Source organism: Micromonospora sp. DH13 (genome assembly GCF_020873825.1).
Classification (GTDB): Bacteria; Actinomycetota; Actinomycetes; order Mycobacteriales; family Micromonosporaceae; genus Micromonospora; species Micromonospora haikouensis.
Map to the genome: position 1 here is coordinate 348,314 of NZ_JAHWGR010000001.1, position 15,385 is coordinate 363,698.

Here is a 15,385-nt window from a genome sequence, read left to right on the forward strand (position 1 = left end):
ACGGCGCCGGTCACAATGAGCGGCGTCGGATTCGGGTGTGGGCGGGCCAGCGGCCCGGGGGAGCGGTGGAGACCGTCGAATGAGCGCCAACAGCTGGCTGGTGTCCGGCTACACCGAGGTCCGTGAGCTGGGTTCGGGTGCGTCGGGTCGGGTGGTGCTGGCCACCCACGACGCGACCGGCACCCCGGTCGCCGTGAAGTACCTCGTCGGTGGCCTCGGCGGTGACCCGTCGTTCCGTGAGTCCTTCCGCGCCGAGGCCCGCCTGCTGGCCGACATCGACGACCCGCACGTTTCCCGCCTCTACGAGTACGTCGAGTCGCCCACCGGGGCGGCGATCGTCATGGAGCTGGTCAACGGCGTCTCGCTGCGGCAGATGCTGCGGGCCAACGGGCCCACCGGGCCGGAGGCGGCGCTCTGCGTCCTCAAGGGTTCGCTCGCCGGCCTGGCGGCCGCGCACGACCGGGGCGTGGTGCACCGCGACTACAAGCCGGAGAACGTGCTGGTCACCGCTCAGGGGGAGAGCAAGCTCGCCGACTTCGGCATCGCCATGCCGATCGGCGGGGAGTCGACCACCATCGTCAGCGGCACGCCCCGCTACATGGCGCCGGAGCAGTGGACCGGCGCGGCGGCGGCCCCGGCCTGCGACATCTACGCCGCGACGGCGACCTTCTTCGAGTGCCTGACGGGCCGTCCCCCGTACGACGGGCGGAGCCTGCTGGCCCTGCGTGACCAGCACGCCAGCGCGCCGGTGCCCACCGATCCGGCCCCGCCGCCGGTGCACGAGCTGCTGCGCCGGGGGATGGCCAAGCGGCCCGACGACCGGCCGCAGCCGGCGCAGGTCTTTCTCGGCTTCCTGGAGCAGATCGCGGGCGGGGCGTACGGGCCGGACTGGGAGGAGCGCGGGGTGCGGGAGCTGGCCCGGCGGGCCGCCCTGCTGGCCGTGTTCTTCCCGTTTCCGGATTCCTCGGGCGGCAGCACGAGCGTGGCCAGCACGGTCCTTGGGTCGGACGCCGGGTTCGGCAGGGGGCGGGAGATCCGCACCGGTCGGCGGATGCGGACGGGGCGGGCGCGTACGGCCCTGGTCGGTGGGGCGTTGGTGGCGGCGGTGCTGGTCGGCGGTGCCGGTTACCGGTACGCCTCGGGTGCGGAGCCCGACGTCGCGGCGCCGGTGGAGGCGAAGGATCCGACCGGGGCGGTGACGCCGGTTTCGGGCGGTGGTTCCGCGTCGGTCGCGCCGGAGGTCACGGTGAGTCCGTCGGGCGGTACCCCGACGCCCGCGCCGACGTCGGCGAGTCCGACGGTGGCGGCCCCGACCACGGGTGCGCCGGCCACGACGCGTCCGCCGTCGTCGACGCCGACGAGCCGGCCCACCCGGACGGCGTCGGCGACTCCCAGCCCGAGTGCGAGCACGTCGTCCCCGCCGTCGGATGTCACCGCGCCCTCGGTGGGGTCGCCGAGCACCGGGGTGACGACGTTGGAGCCGGAGAGCTGCAAGTACGGGCCGAGGTCGACGTCGGTGACGGTGAGTGTGACCGACGATCGTTCGGAGGCGGGGGAGTTGCGGGTGACGTTCCGGTACACCGTGGGTCGGTTGTCCACGTCGGTGGGCATGGAGTCGGTGGGGAAGGGCGTCTTCCAGGGCACGTTGGGTCCGTTCGCGGCGCCGGAGACGACGGTTCGTATCCCGGTGTCCGTCACGGCGGTCGACGCCGCGGGGAACTCGGCCGGGCCGGTGGGGCCGGTGTATGTGAGCCTGCAGTCGTTCTGCACGCCGGGTTGATCGCGGGTGGGGTCGAGGTTGATGGGGGGCGGCGGTGAGTAGTCCGAACGAGCCGACGGCGGCGTTGCCTGCCGATGGTGCGCCGACGGAGGCGTTTCCGGTTGGGGGCGCGTCGGTGGGGGAGCCGACCGTGGACCTGGGTAGCACCGTGGGTCTGGGGCGGACGGTGGGTGTGGGGCGGACGCAGGTGTCCGGGGCCGGTTCGGAGGCGACGGTGGCGGGGGCGGGGGCGGGGGCGGGGGCGGTGTCGTCTCGTACCGTCGGGGTTTCCACCGCGCCGGTGGCCGCGGCCGGGGGTGAGACGCGGTTTGGTCCGGGGGTGCCGGTGGGGCCGCCGGCGGCCCCGGCGTGGCCGCAGTCGGGCGCGGGGGTGCGTTCGCGGTCGGTGTGGCGTCGGGTGGTTTCCGTGCTGTCCACTCTGCTGACGGTGGTGTTGCTGGTGGCCGTGGGGTTGTTCCTGTGGCAGCGGCTGAGCCCGTTGGAGATCGAGGGGGTCACGGTGGCGGTGGTCGAGCCGGCTGGGACCCGGTGTGACGTGACGGTGGAGGTGGCGGCGACGGTGCGGACGAACGGCAACGCCGGGACGATCCGTTACCAGTGGTTGCGTTCCGGTTCGCCGCCCGGTGCGTTGGTCAGCGAGCGGGTCGGCCGGGGGCAGCGGTCGGTGAGTCTGCCGTTGAAGTGGTCGTTCACGGGTGTGGGCACGGCTCGGGAGACGGCGACGGTCAACATCGTGGAGCCGTCGGTGACGCAGGCGGGTACGGAGGTTCGGTACGCCTGTCGTCGTCGTTGACGGTCGGCCGGGGGTGCCGTTTTCGCGCGGGTGGGTCAGGGTAGAGCGGACGGGTTGTTCGCTGTCCCTGGTGTGAAGGATCTGTGCGATGAGAGACGATTTCGGCGACGCGGTGGGCGACGTGCTGCGTGGGGTGTTGCTTTTCCTGCCCAGGGCCGTGGGTTTCGTGGTGGTCCTGGTGGTCGGGTGGTTGGTCGCCAAGGCTGTGGTGCGGGTGGTGGGCAGGGTGTTGGCGCGGGTCGGGTTCGACCGGGCGGTGGAGCGTGGGGGGATCAAGACGGCGTTGGCGCGGTCGGGGTACGACGCGAGTGAGATCGTGGCGAAGCTGGCGTACTACGGGGTGCTGTTGGTGACGTTGCATGTGGCGTTCGGTTTGTGGGGGCCGAATCCGATTTCGGATCTGATCGCTGCGGTGGTGGCCTGGTTGCCGAGGGCGTTCGTGGCGATCGTGATCGTGGTGGTGGCTGCCGCGATTGCTCGGGCGGTGAAGGACATCATCAGCAGTGCGTTGGGTGGGTTGTCGTACGGGCGGGTGTTGGCGGGCGTGGCGTCGGTGTTCATCGTCGGGTTGGGGGTGATCGCGGCGTTGAATCAGGTGGGCGTGGCGACGGCGGTGACGACGCCGGTGTTGGTGGCGGTGTTGGCGACGGTGGGCGGGATTCTGGTGGTCGGTGTCGGTGGTGGGTTGGTGCGTCCGATGCAGAGTCGGTGGGAGTCGTGGTTGAGTCGGGCGGAGCGGGAGTCGCGGGTGGTGGCGACGCACGCGCGGGCGTATCGGGCGGGGCGGCGGGATGTGGAGGAGCGGTTGGCTGCGGCGGCTGCGCCGGTGGCGGGGGAGGATGTGGATCGGACGCAGGTGGTGCCTCGGGTGGGTGAGGAGTCGGAGCGTACCCAGCCGGTGGGTCCGTATGCGGGGTCGGAGGTGACGCGGCCGGTTCCGCCGTTGGCGCAGCGTGGTGGCGGGCACGAGGCGGTGGTGGGTGACGATGAGGCGACGGTGGTGATTCCTCGGCCGGACGGGGGTGGTGTCGGCCGGTGAGGTGGGGGCTGTTGGCGTCGGCCCGGGGTGGTGCGGTTCAGTCGGGTTGGGCGTCGAGGTAGACCCAGCGGCCGTTCTCGCGGGTGAAGCGGCTGTGTTCGGTGAGGGTTTCGGGTCGGCCGGCCTGTCGGTAGTGGGCTTGGAAGGTGACGGTGCCGGTGGTGTCGAGCAGGCCGCCGCGTTCGGTGTGGAGGATGTCGAGTCGGGTCCATCGTTGGCCGGGTTCGGGGTGCAGGTGGGTGGGGCGGGTGGAGGTGTGCCAGCTGCGCAGCAGGTAGGCGGTGTCGCCGATGGCGTAGGCGCTGTATCGGGAGCGCATGAGTGCTTCGGCGGTGGCGGCGTCGGCTTGCCCTCGGTGGAGTTTGCCGCAGCAGTGGGGGTAGGGCTGGCCGGTGCCGCACGGGCAGGGGTGGGTTGCCGGGTTGCGGTGTCGTTTCGCCACGTGGTCATCCTGCCGTAGTGGTGCGGAAAGGGCCGGCCCCGGTGGGGCCGGCCCTTTCTGGTGGTTGTGGGTCAGGAGGTGGCGTAGCCGCGGGTGGCGATCCAGTCGGCGAGGTGGTCGACGGTGATCCAGTAGCTGGCCTGGTCGGGGTTGGCCGAGTCGGCGATCTTGACGGTGTGGCCGTTGTCGCGGTAGCCGACGACGCTGATGTAGTGGCCGCCCTCGAAGGAGTGGGTGACGCCGTCGGTGTCGGTGGTGGTGCCGGCGATGTTGGCGACGACTGCGCGGCCGTTGTCGACGGTGCGGACGATGTCGGCCCGCAGGGTGTCGGTCTGCTTGTCGTCGGCCTTGTGGGTGCGGATCTCGACGCTGCGGTAGGCGTCGGGCTTGCCGGTCTCCTTGTTGAGCACGGGGGTGATGTCGTTGATGGAGTTGGTGCCGGCCTCGGTGGTGCCCATCTCCTTGGCCATGGTGTCCACGTCGATGTTCTTGCCCTGCACGCTCAGCGCGTTGCGCGCCGCGGCCGGGCCGCAGTAGTAGAAGTTGGGCTGCGCCTCGTAGCGCACGTCCAGCTGACGCTCACCCGCCGGGCGGCGCTCGGCCTGCACCGACGCGGCGGCCCGCTCCGCGGGAGCGGCCTGCGCGGCCAGCGCCGGACCCGCGATCCCACCAGCGGTGGCGGCGATACCAGCAACGGTCAGAGCGGTACGACGAATCAGATCGGTACGCATGACAGCGTGCTCCTCTGCTCGGGGGAAAGACACGGCGTCACCACAGGGGAAGGGCGGCACCGCGAGAAGACTGGGGGACACACACCCGGCGGCCGGGGGGCGGCCTGCTCGGGGCGTCGGGAGGATGTAACGACCCCGGCCCGTCCGCCATTCCCCGACCCGGGATCCGGGCTGACGGGGCGGGGCTGACCGGGCGGCAGAGCCCCGGTCGCATGCCAGTTACAACGCCCCGACCCCCCACGCCGATTCCGCCACCGCGGTGAGGCGGGCCACGGGACGCCGTGGGATGGACCGGACAGGTGGGTGGTGGGTGGCGTGCCGGGTTGTCGTGGTGGGTGGTCAGAGCCAGCCGGAGCGGCGGAACAGTCGGTGCAGGGTCAGTGCGGCGGTGGCCATGAGCAGGAGTGCGGCGCCGTAGCCGTAGCGCCAGTGCAGTTCGGGCATGTGGGTGAAGTTCATCCCGTAGATGCCGGCGACGGCGGTTTGGGTGGCGGCGATGGCGGCCCAGGCGGCGATCTTGCGCATGTCGTTGTTCTGTTCGACGGCCAGTTGTGCCAGTCGGGTCTGCAGGATCGAGTTGAGCAGGTCGTCGTAGGCGTTGACGCGGTCGACTGCTCGGGCGAGGTCGCCGTCGACGTCGGTGAACCAGCGGCGTAGCGCGGGGGGTGGGCCGTCGGTGGGTGGTGTGGCCAGGGTGCGCAGTGGTGCCTGTGCGGGTAGGACGGCGCGTTTGAGTTCGACGATTTCTCGTTTGAGTTGGTAGATGTGCGGGATGTCGGCGGTGCGCTCGCGGGCGAAGACGGTTTCTTCGAGTTGTTCGAGGTCGGTTTCGACGTGGGTGGCGACGTCGAGGTACTGGGTGACCATGCGGGCGCAGATGGCGTATGCGACGGCCCAGGGGCCTTCGGCGAGGATGGCGCGACGTTGTTGGAGGTCCTGGCGGACGGTGGTGAGTGCGCCGGGTGCGCCGTGGCGGACGGTGACGACGAAGCGGTCGCCGATGAAGATCATGACGTCGCCGGTGTCGACGACTTCGGAGGTGTCGGTGAGTTCGGTGTGTTCGACGTATGCGGCGGTGCGGAGGACGAGCAGGGTGACGTCGTCGTGGCGTTGCAGGGTGGGTCGGTGTCCGTCGGTGAGGGCCTGGGTGATGTGGAATTCGTCGAGGCCGAAGGTGTGTCCGACTGCGGTCATGACGGCGGGGGTGGGGTCGTGCAGGCCGAGCCAGACGAAGGAGTGTCGGTTGCGGCGGCTGTGGGTGTGGGCGTCGGTGTAGTGGGGGCGGCCGGGTTGGCGTTGGCCGTCGACGTAGACGGCGCAGTCGACGACGGCGTCGGGGTTGGTCGGTCCGGTGGCGGGTGGTGTGGCGCGGGTGGGGCGGCGCAGTGCGCGTCGGAGCAGGTCGGGCAGGGTGGTGCGCTGTCGGGTCGGTGCGGGTCGTTGGTCCACCGGTCACCTCCGCCTTGCGGGGACTGACGGCAACCGTAGGGGATCTTCGGGTGGGGTGGTGGGTCAGGGCACGGCGGTGGCGAAGACGATGAGGTTGTCGGGGTAGGTGTGGTGGCGTTGGTCGAATGGGCCGCCGCAGGTGATGAGGCGGAGTTGGGGTGTGGGGCTGGTGCCGTAGACGAGGGCGGTGGGGAAGCGGGTCTTGGGGTAGGCGCGGATGTCGTCGACGGTGAAGGTGGCGGTGCGGTTGTCGGCGCGGGTGATGTGGATGCGGTCGCCGGGTCTGAGTCGGCCGAGGTTGAAGAAGACGGCGGGGCCGGTGTCGCGGGAGTCGACGTGTCCGACGATGACGGCGTTGCCGGCTTCGCCGGGGCTGACGCCGGGGCGGTACCAGCCGGCGGTGGGGGGTGGGCCGGCCGGGGGGACTTCCAGTTGGCCGTCGGTGGTGGTGGCGACGGGGACGATGTCGGCGTGTACGTCGATGGTGGGGATGGTGATGTGCAGGGGGGTGGCGTGGGGCAGGGGTGGTGCGGGGCTGGTGGTGCTGGTGGTGGTGGGCTTGGTGTCGGGTTGGGGTGGTGGGGGTGGGGTGTGGGTTGCGGCGGTGGCGAGGAGGCCGAGTCCGGCGGCGGCGGTGAGGGTGGTCAGTGTGATGGCGGCCCGGTGGGTGTGGTGGGGGGCTGCCACGGTGTCTCCTTTCGGGCAGGTGGGGGTGCCCGCGTCGGTGGTGGCCGGCGCGGGCACCCGTGGCAGGGATGGGTGGTGTGGTTCAGGCTGGTGCGGTGGTGCGGCGGCGTCGTCGGCGGGTGAGGATGAGTGCGCTGGTGGCGGCGGCGGCGACGAGGGTGGTGCCGGTGGCGAGGAGGCCGGTGGTGTCGCTGTCGGTGCCGGTGCCGGCGGGTGCGGCGCCGATCGGGGTGACGGTGAAGGTGGCGCTGCCTGAGGTGGTGCCGTCGCCGCAGGTGGCGGTGACCGTGTAGGTGCCGAGGGTGAATCCGGCGGTGAACAGTTCCGCGCTGAGTCCGCCGCCGGCTGCGGCGGTGGTGGATCGGACGTTCTGGTCCCGGTCGGGTCCGGTGACGTGGAAGAGCGCGTCGCCGGATTTCGGGTTGCAGGTGGAGGTGAGCACGACGGTGCCGCCGACCGGGGTGGTGGCTGGTGAGACGGTGGTGTCGGCGAGGGCGGCGGCGGGGAGCAGGAGTGTGCCGAGGCCCGCGCCGAGCGCTGCCGATCCGAGGATTGTCTGTGCCTTCATACGCGTCTTCCCTCACTTTTCGTCCGCTGTCGCGTGGGACGTCGTTCGGGTGGCCAGCTCCGTGTGTAGCACCGGTGTGTCCCACACTAGGAGGGTTGGGTCCTCGATCCGGTGGGATTGAGAATTCTTCGTTGCCGTCCTGTGGCGGGGGCTGGTGGGGCGGTGTGGGTGGTCCGTCCGTGCCATGATCGTGATCATGAATACGGGGACTGTTACCGCGGACGCCGCGGGCACGTGGACGCTGGGCGATCTCACGGTCAACCGGATGGGTCTGGGCGCGATGCGGTTGACGAAGACGGCGGATGGTCGACCCAGCGACCGGGGGCGGGCGGTCGGGGTGTTGCGCCGGGCCGTGGAGTTGGGTGTCAACCACATCGACACGGCCTCGTTCTATTTCTCGGCGTTGCGTTCGGCGAACGAGCTGATCAATACGGCTCTCGCCCCGTACCCGGAGGATCTGGTGATCGCGACGAAGGTCGGGCCGTCGCGGGACGCGTCGGGGGAGTGGTTGCCGTTGGCGCGGCCCGAGCAGTTGCGGGGGCAGGTGGAGGAGAACCTGCGGCAGTTGGGCCGTGACCACCTGGACCTGGTGTATCTGCGGCAGGATGGTCTGGAGTCGGTGGCGGAGCATTTCGGCGCGTTGGCCGAGCTGCGTGAGGCGGGTCTGATCCGGCAGCTTGGCATCTCCAACGTCCGTCCGCATCATCTGCCGCAGGCGCAGGCCGTCGCGCCGGTGGTGAGTGTGCAGAACGCGTACGGGCTGGGGTACCGGCCGCGTCACGACCAGTTCCTGCGGGACTGCGCCGCGCAGGGTGTGGCGTATGTGCCGTTCTTTTCCCTGGCGACCACGGGCCGGGAGGCGGGCGCGAGCGGCGTGGAGGACGCGGAGGTGCGGGCGGTCGCCGCGGCGCACGGGGTGTCGCCGGTGCAGGTCCGGCTGGCGTGGACGTTGGGGCGGGGCCCGAACGTGCTGGCGATTCCCGGCACGGGCGATCCGGATCATCTGGTGGCGAACGTGGCGGCGGGGGCGTTGCGGTTGACCGACGGGGACCTGACCCGGTTGGAGGCCGTGCACCGGCGCGGCGAGTGATGGTGACGGTGGCGTTGTCGCCGCCGGCCGGTGTCGGGTGGCGGCGGGTGGTGTGACAGCGTGTCGGGGTGAACGATGGCGTGCCGGTCGACGTCGACGTCGCCCTGGTCGGCGGTGGGGGTGCCGCGTCGCTGGTCCTGGCGGCGCTGGACCGGCACGGGCTGGCGGGGTTGCGGGTCGCCGTGGTGGATCCGGTGCGCAGGCGCGGCCAGGATCGCACGTGGGCGTTCTGGGGTCGCCCCGGTGGTGAGCTCGACGGGGTGCTCAGCGCCAGTTGGGGGCAGGTGGAGGTGGTCACGCCGGCTCGCCGGCGGGTGCTGGACCTGGCGCCGCTGCGGTATGCGATGGTGCGGTCCGCTCCGGTGTATGCGCGGGCGGCGGAGGCGGAGCGGCGGCTGGGGGCGGTGCGGTTCGACGCGGCGGTGGCGGGGCTCGACGACGACGGCACGCGGGTGGTGGTGCGCGGCGGGGACGGTGCGCCGCTGGTGCGGGCGTCGTGGGTGCTCGACTCGCGTCCCCGGCCGCCGGCGCGGCCGGGCCGGACGAGCTGGTTGCAGCATTTCCGGGGTTGGTGGGTCGCCTCGGAGGCGGCGTTGTTCGATCCGCGGCGGGCGGTGTTGATGGATTTCCGCACCCCGCAGCCGGGCCGGGGGGTGTCGTTCGGTTACGTGTTGCCGGTCAGCGACCGGTTCGCGCTGGTGGAGTACACCGAGTTCTCCCCGGCCCGGTTGACGGGCGACGAGTACGACCGGGCGTTGCGCGGCTATCTGGGTCGGCTCGGGTGGGATCCGGCGGCGTTGGTGGTGCGGGAGGTGGAGGACGGGGTGATTCCGATGACCGATGCGCCGTTTGCGCGTCGTCCCTCGCCTCGGGTGGTGCGGTTGGGCACAGCGGGTGGCGCGACCCGCCCGTCGACGGGGTTCACGTTCTCGGCGATGCTGCGGCAGGCCGAGCAGGTAGCGGCGGCGTTGGCGGGTGGGCGGGCGCCGGTGCCGGCACCGGCGTATCCGCGTCGGCACCTGTGGATGGACGCGGTGGCGTTGCGGGCCCTGGACACGGGTCGGGTCGGTGGTCCGGAGTTCTTCGACGGGTTGTTCGACCGTAATCCGGCGTCGCGGGTGCTGCGGTTCCTCGACGGTGACACCGGGGTGGTGGAGGATCTGGCGGTGATGCGGTCGAGCCCGTTGGCGCCGATGACGTCCGCGGTGCTCGGTGACGCGGTGGGGCGGTTGCGTGGTCGGCTGCGCCGGCCCGGGTGAGCGCGGGCTCGCCGGTCAGCCGGCGCTCGCGGCGACGGTGTCGCGGATGCGGGCCCGCAGGTGCTGCAGGGGGTCGCCGTCGCCGACGGCGAGACGGTTGCGGGTCGCGGCGACGGTGAGGCCCCACCGGGGGTAGGCGAAGGCGAGGCTGCCGCCGCTGCCGGCGGCGCCGAAGGACCCGTCGTCGTCGATGGAGTAGCCGAGACCCCAGGTCGTTTCCCGGCCGAAGACCCATTCGGTGCCGCGGACGGCGGGGGAGGACACGGCACGCAGCCGGTGCGGTGAGATCAGCCGTACGCCGTCGACGGGGCCGAGGAGCGCGGCGTACATGCGGGCGGCGGCGCGGGCGGTGAGGGTGCCGACGGCGGGCACGTCGACGGCGAGCACGTCGGGTCGGGTGGCGAGGGTGACGTCGGGGCGGACCCCGGGCGGGACGACCCGGTCGAGGTGGGGTAGTTGACCGGCGAACACCTCGAGCATGGTCGACAGGTTGCCGTCTTCCATGCGGGCCAGGCCGGGTTGGGCGGTGGGGTGGACGCCGCAGAGCAGTTCCCCGGCGACGCCGAGGGGCGCGGCGACATCCTCGGTGAGGATGTCGCCGACGCGGCGGCCGGTGACGCGGCGGATCACCTCGCCGACGATCCAGCCGAACGTCCACGCGTGGTAGGCGAGTTGGTGGCCGGGTGTCCACAGGGGGCGGGCGTCGGCGACGATGCCGCACATGCGGTCCCAGTCGGCGAAGTCGTCGAGGGTGACGTCGGCGGGTAGCGCCGGTATCCCGGCGGTGTGGGTGAGGGCGTGGCGCAGGGTGATGTGGTCCTTGCCGTGGCGGGCGAACTCGGGCCACACGTCGGCGATGCGCAGGTCGTAGTCGAGGTGCCCGCGTTCGGCCAGCACGTGTACGACGGTGGCGGTGAGTCCCTTGCCGGTGGAGACGCCGTAGACGCCGGTGGCGGCGGTCATGGGCCGGCCGGTGGTGGTGTCGGCGACGCCGGCGTGGGCGTCGACGATCGGTTCGCCGTGCAGGTAGGCGGCGACCTGTACGCCTGCCTCGCGGCCGGTGCAGACGAGGTCGTCGATGGTGGCGTGGATCTCGGCCCGGAGGTTGTCGAGGCGGTCGGTCACGGTGAGCCACCCTGCCATGCCGCCGGTGGTGGCGCCGCCGGTTTTCTGCCGGCGGGGGTGGTCGGTGCCGGTCGGGGCGGCCGGTAGGTTGCGGGCATGGTGGATGCGGCGGCCGGTGGGGTCGTGGAGATCTGGACCGACGGGGCGTGCAGCGGCAATCCGGGTCCGGGTGGGTGGGGTGCGGTGCTGCGGTACGGCACCCACGAGCGGGACCTGTGCGGGGGAGAGGCGACGCCGACGACCAACAACCGGATGGAGCTGATGGCGGCGATCCGGGCGTTGGAGAGTCTGACCCGGCCGGTGTCGGTGCGGTTGCACACCGACAGCACGTATGTGCGTAACGGCATCACGGGTTGGTTGGCCGGGTGGAAACGCAACGGGTGGGTGACGGCGGCGCGGCAGCCGGTCAAGAACGCGGACCTGTGGCAGCGGTTGGAGGCGGCCTGCGCCCGGCACGAGGTGACCTGGTTGTGGGTGAAGGGGCACAACGGGCATCCGGAGAACGAGCGGGCCGACGCCCTGGCCGGCCGGGGCATGGCGCAGGCGCGGGCGGAGGTGGGGGCGGCCCGACTGGGGTGACGTTGCGTCACGGGGTGGGGTTGTGCCGGGGCACACCGGTGGGTAACGTTGCGGATCGATGGCGTTACTTTCAGTTGTCACGGGAGGTGTCCGCGTGACCGCGACCGCCGCTACCGACCTGCCGCTCTGGCCGGCGTCCACTCTCGATCACGGCCCGTTCGCGCTGCTCGACGAGGAGCAGCGGCATCGGCTCGCGGGGCCGGTGACCCGGGTCCGGCTGCCGACCGGCGCGCCCGCCTGGCTGGTCACCCGGCACGCCGACGTGCGTCAGGTGCTGCGTCACCCCGGGTTCAGCGCCGACCTGGAGCGTCCCGGGTTTCCGCTGCTGCGTCCGCTGCCCCCGCAGTCGGAGTCGGACCGGCAGGGCGGCTTCATCCGGATGGACGGTGAGGAACACTTCCGGCTGCGTCGGATGCTCACCGCCGAATTCATGATCAAGAATGTGCGGCGGATCGAGCCGTTGATCCAGCAGACCGTCGACGCGGCGTTGGCCGACCTGGCCGCGGCGGGTCCACCCGCGGACCTGGTCGAGACGTTCGCCCTGCCGGTGCCGTCCATCGTGATCTGTCACCTGCTCGGTGTCCCCTACGCCGACCACGACTTCTTCCAGGTCCGCAGCCGCACCCTGCTGGACCGCACGACGTCGATGGAGCTGGTCCGGGCCCACGCGCAGGAGCTGCGCGACTACCTGCGTGAGCTGGTCGTCGCCCGGCACCACGACGCCGACGGCGACGACCTGATCAGCCGGCTGGTGCGCGACCGGGTCGCCACCGGGCAGCTCACCGTCGACGAACTGGTCGGCATGGCCCTGCTGCTGCTCGTCGCCGGCCACGAGACCACGGCCAACATGATCGGCCTGAGCACCCTGCTGCTGCTGCGCGAGCCGGGCCGCTTCGCGGCGCTGCGCGAGTCGCCGCACCGGGCGGCCGAGCTGGTCGAGGAGCTGCTGCGCTACCTCAGCGTGGTGCGCACGGGGCTGCCCCGGCTGGCCCTGGTCGACGCCGAGATCGGCGGCCAGGTCATCCGGGCGGGGGAGGGCGTCATCGCGGTGTTGTCGCTGGCCAACCGCGACCCGGAGGTCTTCGACGACCCGGAGGAGTTCGACCCGTACCGGCAGGCCCACCAGCACCTCGCGTTCGGCTTCGGGGTGCACCAGTGCATCGGTCAGCCGCTGGCCCGCGCGGAGCTGCGTATCGCCCTGGTGGGGTTGGCCGACCGTTTCCCGACCCTGCGGGCCGCGGTCGTGCCGCAGCAGGTGTCGACCCGCGACACGTCGGTCGTGTTCGGCCTCAACAACCTGCAGGTGACCTGGTGAGCCAGGTGGGCGTGGTGCGGGTGGCGGTGGACCGGGGCAGGTGCTGCGGGTCCGGCAACTGTGTGGTCGCCGCGCCGGAGGTCTTCGACCAGGACGACACCGACGGGCTGGTGCTGCTGCGGCGGCCCGAGCCGCCGCCGGCGGCGGCCGAGCGGGTCCGCCGCGCTATCGAGGTCTGCCCGGCCGGCGCCATCCGCCTCACGTCGACGACGCAACCCTGACCGGCCGGGCCCGCCGGTGCGGGGGCGGCGGCCCAGGCCGCCCCGCACTCCTCGACGACCCACGACGACGGTTGACGTCGCCGACACCGCCCGCCGGGTGAGAGGTCAGGGTTCGCGGGAAGGGTCGGCGGCGCCGGAGACGGCGTCGACGTCGTAGCCGGCCCGGCTGGTGTCCCGGGCCGGGCGGGCCTGTTCGGCCGGCAGGTCGGCGAAGTCGTCCCCGCTGTCGGTGCTCGTGCGCACCGAATCGCCCGGCGGGCGCAGGGAGGCCTCCATGGCCGGCACGCCGTCCGGCTCGTCGGTGCTGGCACGGTCGTAGCGTCGCTCACTGGTCATGGGGCCCTCGTGCCCGGCTGGCCGGCCCGCAAACGTCCCCCGGGCCGGCGGTGAGCGCCGCCCGGGTCGAGCGTCGGCCGGTCAGCGTCGGCCGGTCAGCGGCGGCGGACCCGGCCTGCCGGGTTCGCGCCGCGGCGGCGGACCGGGACGACCGGCAGCGACCAGTGCGCGGGGCGGGTCACCGTCGCCGGGAGACCGGTGCGGTGGTCGCCCCGGGCCGCGTCGACCTGCGACTGGTGCACGAACAGCGCCCCGCGCATGTCCGCGCCCCGCAGATCCGCGCCCCGCAGGTCGGCGCCGGTGAGGTCGGCCAGCGTGAGGTCCACGCCCCGCAGGTCCGCCCCGAGCAGCACCGCGCCGCGCAGGTTCGCCCCCACCAGGTCGGCCCGGCGCAGGTCGGCGGCGACCAGCGCCGCCCCCCGCCGGTCCGCGCCGGCCCGCTCACCCCGGACCCGTTCGCTCACCCGCACCAGCAGCGGGTTCACCCGCCCCCGGTGCGCGTCGACGTCCACGGCCAGCAGCTGCGCGGCGGTGCCGCCGGCCAGCCGTCGGGTCTGCGCCAGCGCCGCGTCCAGCTCGGCGCGCAGCGGCCCCGGCGCGGTCAGCGTCACCGCCTGCGTCAGGTACCACAGCAGCTCGTGCAGCGGCCGCATCACGGCGAACACGTCGAACATGCGGGTCGCCTCGCCGGGAGCCGCCCGCCAGTCCCGGCCGGCGAAGGTGACCTGGGCGACCCGCTGGCCCGCCCCGAAACAGTCGAAGACGGTGCACCCGGGGAAGCCCCGGGCCCGCAGGTCCCGGTGGATGCCGCAGCGGAAGTCGTCGCCGAGGTTCGGGCACGGCCGCCCGGCCGGCTTGTCCACGGCGAAGTCCGACGAGGCGGCGAAGGCGGGCGCGACACAGCACAGCCCGACGCAGCGGGCGCAGTCGGCCCGCAACTCGTCGCCGGAGTCGGGCGGGTCGGTCTCGGACACGTCGGGCCCTCCTCGAAGACGCCGCAACAGCGCCGGGACACGCCCGGGCCCCGCCCATTGTCGCGTCGGCGGCCACCCACCCCGGACACAGGGTGGGGCCGCCGGCGGCCAGTGTCGTGGCCGTCAGCCCTGCCGCCAGTCGTCGGCGCTCAGGTGCGAGCCCGCCTGCGGGCCCATCAGCAGCATCCCGCCGTCGACCGGCCACGACGCCCCGGTCACGTACGCGGCGGCGGGGGAGGCCAGCAGCGCCACCACCGCCGCGACCTCCCGGGCGTCGCCGGGCCGCCCCACCGGCACCCCGGGGCGCGCCTGCGTCAGCGGGTCGACGTCCTCCTGCCCGGTCATCGGGGTGGCGATCTCACCGGGGGCGACCGCGTTGACGGTGATCCCGTCGGCGGCCAGTTCCTGCGCCATCACCCGGGTCAGCAGGCCCAGCCCGCCCTTCGCGGCGCAGTACGCCGACGAACCCACCCGGGGGGCGTGCTCGTGGACGCTGGTGATGTTGACGATCCGGCCCCCGGTGCCCGCCGCCCGCATCCGCCGGGCGGCCCGCTGACCGCACAGGAACGGCCCGTCCAGGTCCACCGCCAGCACGTCGCGCCACTGCTGCCAGCTCGTCTCGACGAACGGCGCGGACGCGCCCGTGCCGGCGTTGTTCACCAGCACCCCGAGCCCGCCGAGCCGGTCGGCCAGCTCGTCGACGACGGCCGCCGCGTCCGGCAGCCGGGTCAGGTCCAGCTCGGCGGTGGCGCAGCGGCGGCCGGCGGCGCGTACCTCGTCGGCCGTGCGCCGGGCGCCGTCGGCGTCGCCGTACCAGGTGATGCCGATGTCGAAGCCGGCGTCGGCGAGCGCCACCGCGCACGCCTTGCCGATGCCGGAGTCGGCGCCGGTGATGATCGCGATGCGGGGGTAGTCGTCGTAGCGCTGAGGCATGCGGGGGCACTACCCCCGTTGGCGGCGTCGAACCGCCGGGGTGCGGCCGCGACGTGTAGCCGGC

The 15,385-nt window shown here is 72.9% G+C and carries 17 protein-coding genes; 8 read left to right on the forward strand and 9 right to left on the reverse strand.

All coding sequences use genetic code 11. The features are described from left to right. Positions 1-79 precede the first annotated feature (79 nt). The 3 genes from LPA42_RS01470 to LPA42_RS01480 all read left to right on the forward strand — a co-directional run bounded on the left by LPA42_RS01470 (position 80) and on the right by LPA42_RS01480 (position 3,612). Positions 80-1,780, forward strand: a complete 1,701-nt coding sequence (locus LPA42_RS01470) for a serine/threonine protein kinase (RefSeq protein ID WP_077940269.1) — start codon at positions 80-82, stop codon at positions 1,778-1,780. A 406-nt stretch (positions 1,781-2,186) separates the two neighbouring features. After that, complete coding sequence (locus LPA42_RS01475; protein WP_228986239.1) at positions 2,187-2,573, forward strand: hypothetical protein; 387 nt, start codon at positions 2,187-2,189, stop codon at positions 2,571-2,573. 88 nt (positions 2,574-2,661) lie between these two features. Next, positions 2,662-3,612: a hypothetical protein gene (locus tag LPA42_RS01480; protein WP_228986240.1), complete on the forward strand. Its 951-nt coding sequence runs from the start codon at positions 2,662-2,664 to the stop codon at positions 3,610-3,612. 37 nt (positions 3,613-3,649) lie between these two features. Here the strand turns inward: LPA42_RS01480 and LPA42_RS01485 are convergent, their stop codons facing one another. From LPA42_RS01485 to LPA42_RS01505, 5 genes are all read right to left on the reverse strand, one after another. Next, the gene (locus LPA42_RS01485; protein WP_228986241.1) at positions 3,650-4,054 is read right to left on the reverse strand and encodes a YchJ family metal-binding protein; all 405 of its coding nucleotides are present in this window, start codon (positions 4,052-4,054) and stop codon (positions 3,650-3,652) included. A 71-nt stretch (positions 4,055-4,125) separates the two neighbouring features. After that, a complete protein-coding gene (locus LPA42_RS01490; protein ID WP_228986242.1) occupies positions 4,126-4,785 on the reverse strand; it encodes a C39 family peptidase in 660 nt (219 codons plus the stop codon). 339 nt (positions 4,786-5,124) lie between these two features. Beyond that, the gene (locus tag LPA42_RS01495) at positions 5,125-6,234 is read right to left on the reverse strand and encodes a magnesium and cobalt transport protein CorA (protein ID WP_228986243.1); all 1,110 of its coding nucleotides are present in this window, start codon (positions 6,232-6,234) and stop codon (positions 5,125-5,127) included. Positions 6,235-6,297: 63 nt separating this feature from the next. After that, a complete protein-coding gene (locus tag LPA42_RS01500; protein WP_228986244.1) occupies positions 6,298-6,921 on the reverse strand; it encodes a class F sortase in 624 nt (207 codons plus the stop codon). A gap of 82 nt (positions 6,922-7,003) precedes the next feature. Next, on the reverse strand, positions 7,004-7,489 hold the full coding sequence (locus LPA42_RS01505) for a hypothetical protein (protein WP_228986245.1): 486 nt from the start codon (positions 7,487-7,489) through the stop codon (positions 7,004-7,006). 196 nt (positions 7,490-7,685) lie between these two features. Here LPA42_RS01505 and LPA42_RS01510 point away from each other — a divergent pair, with 196 nt between their 5' ends. Beyond that, positions 7,686-8,579, forward strand: a complete 894-nt coding sequence (locus LPA42_RS01510) for an aldo/keto reductase (protein WP_077940276.1) — start codon at positions 7,686-7,688, stop codon at positions 8,577-8,579. Between the two features lie 68 nt (positions 8,580-8,647). Then, positions 8,648-9,838, forward strand: coding sequence for a lycopene cyclase family protein (locus tag LPA42_RS01515; protein ID WP_096761751.1), 1,191 nt, complete (start codon positions 8,648-8,650; stop codon positions 9,836-9,838). A 15-nt stretch (positions 9,839-9,853) separates the two neighbouring features. Here the strand turns inward: LPA42_RS01515 and LPA42_RS01520 are convergent, their stop codons facing one another. Then, positions 9,854-10,981 carry a serine hydrolase domain-containing protein gene (locus LPA42_RS01520; protein WP_077940275.1) on the reverse strand — a complete coding sequence of 376 codons (1,128 nt, stop codon included), beginning with the start codon at positions 10,979-10,981 and terminating at the stop codon, positions 9,854-9,856. Between the two features lie 78 nt (positions 10,982-11,059). On the opposite strand from LPA42_RS01520, the gene rnhA reads away from it, so the two are divergent. The 3 genes from rnhA to LPA42_RS01535 all read left to right on the forward strand — a co-directional run bounded on the left by rnhA (position 11,060) and on the right by LPA42_RS01535 (position 13,078). Continuing rightward, the gene (gene rnhA, locus LPA42_RS01525) at positions 11,060-11,542 is read left to right on the forward strand and encodes a ribonuclease HI (RefSeq protein ID WP_228986246.1); all 483 of its coding nucleotides are present in this window, start codon (positions 11,060-11,062) and stop codon (positions 11,540-11,542) included. 94 nt (positions 11,543-11,636) lie between these two features. Then, positions 11,637-12,857 carry a cytochrome P450 gene (locus tag LPA42_RS01530; protein WP_228986247.1) on the forward strand — a complete coding sequence of 407 codons (1,221 nt, stop codon included), beginning with the start codon at positions 11,637-11,639 and terminating at the stop codon, positions 12,855-12,857. After that, positions 12,854-13,078, forward strand: coding sequence for a ferredoxin (locus LPA42_RS01535; RefSeq protein WP_228986248.1), 225 nt, complete (start codon positions 12,854-12,856; stop codon positions 13,076-13,078). The genes LPA42_RS01530 and LPA42_RS01535 overlap by 4 nt, the downstream gene beginning before the upstream one ends. 105 nt (positions 13,079-13,183) lie before the next feature. Here the strand turns inward: LPA42_RS01535 and LPA42_RS01540 are convergent, their stop codons facing one another. From LPA42_RS01540 to LPA42_RS01550, 3 genes are all read right to left on the reverse strand, one after another. Next, positions 13,184-13,414, reverse strand: coding sequence for a hypothetical protein (locus LPA42_RS01540; RefSeq protein ID WP_077940278.1), 231 nt, complete (start codon positions 13,412-13,414; stop codon positions 13,184-13,186). 95 nt (positions 13,415-13,509) lie between these two features. After that, positions 13,510-14,388 carry a pentapeptide repeat-containing protein gene (locus LPA42_RS01545; RefSeq protein WP_077940279.1) on the reverse strand — a complete coding sequence of 293 codons (879 nt, stop codon included), beginning with the start codon at positions 14,386-14,388 and terminating at the stop codon, positions 13,510-13,512. 123 nt (positions 14,389-14,511) lie between these two features. Next, entirely contained in the window at positions 14,512-15,321 is an 810-nt protein-coding gene (locus LPA42_RS01550; protein WP_077940280.1) for an SDR family oxidoreductase, read from the reverse strand. Between the last annotated feature and the right edge of the window lie 64 nt (positions 15,322-15,385).

Bases quoted from the DNA above. Each gene is read 5' to 3' on its own strand.
- LPA42_RS01470 (WP_077940269.1), top strand. From the start codon at position 80: ATGAGCGCCAACAGCTGGCTGGTGTCCGGCTACACCGAGGTCCGTGAG.
- LPA42_RS01480 (WP_228986240.1), top strand. From the start codon at position 2,662: ATGAGAGACGATTTCGGCGACGCGGTGGGCGACGTGCTGCGTGGGGTG.
- LPA42_RS01490 (WP_228986242.1), bottom strand. From the start codon at position 4,785: ATGCGTACCGATCTGATTCGTCGTACCGCTCTGACCGTTGCTGGTATC.
- LPA42_RS01505 (WP_228986245.1), bottom strand. From the start codon at position 7,489: ATGAAGGCACAGACAATCCTCGGATCGGCAGCGCTCGGCGCGGGCCTC.
- LPA42_RS01510 (WP_077940276.1), top strand. From the start codon at position 7,686: ATGAATACGGGGACTGTTACCGCGGACGCCGCGGGCACGTGGACGCTG.
- LPA42_RS01520 (WP_077940275.1), bottom strand. From the start codon at position 10,981: ATGGCAGGGTGGCTCACCGTGACCGACCGCCTCGACAACCTCCGGGCC.
- rnhA (WP_228986246.1), top strand. From the start codon at position 11,060: ATGGTGGATGCGGCGGCCGGTGGGGTCGTGGAGATCTGGACCGACGGG.
- LPA42_RS01540 (WP_077940278.1), bottom strand. From the start codon at position 13,414: ATGACCAGTGAGCGACGCTACGACCGTGCCAGCACCGACGAGCCGGAC.
- LPA42_RS01550 (WP_077940280.1), bottom strand. From the start codon at position 15,321: ATGCCTCAGCGCTACGACGACTACCCCCGCATCGCGATCATCACCGGC.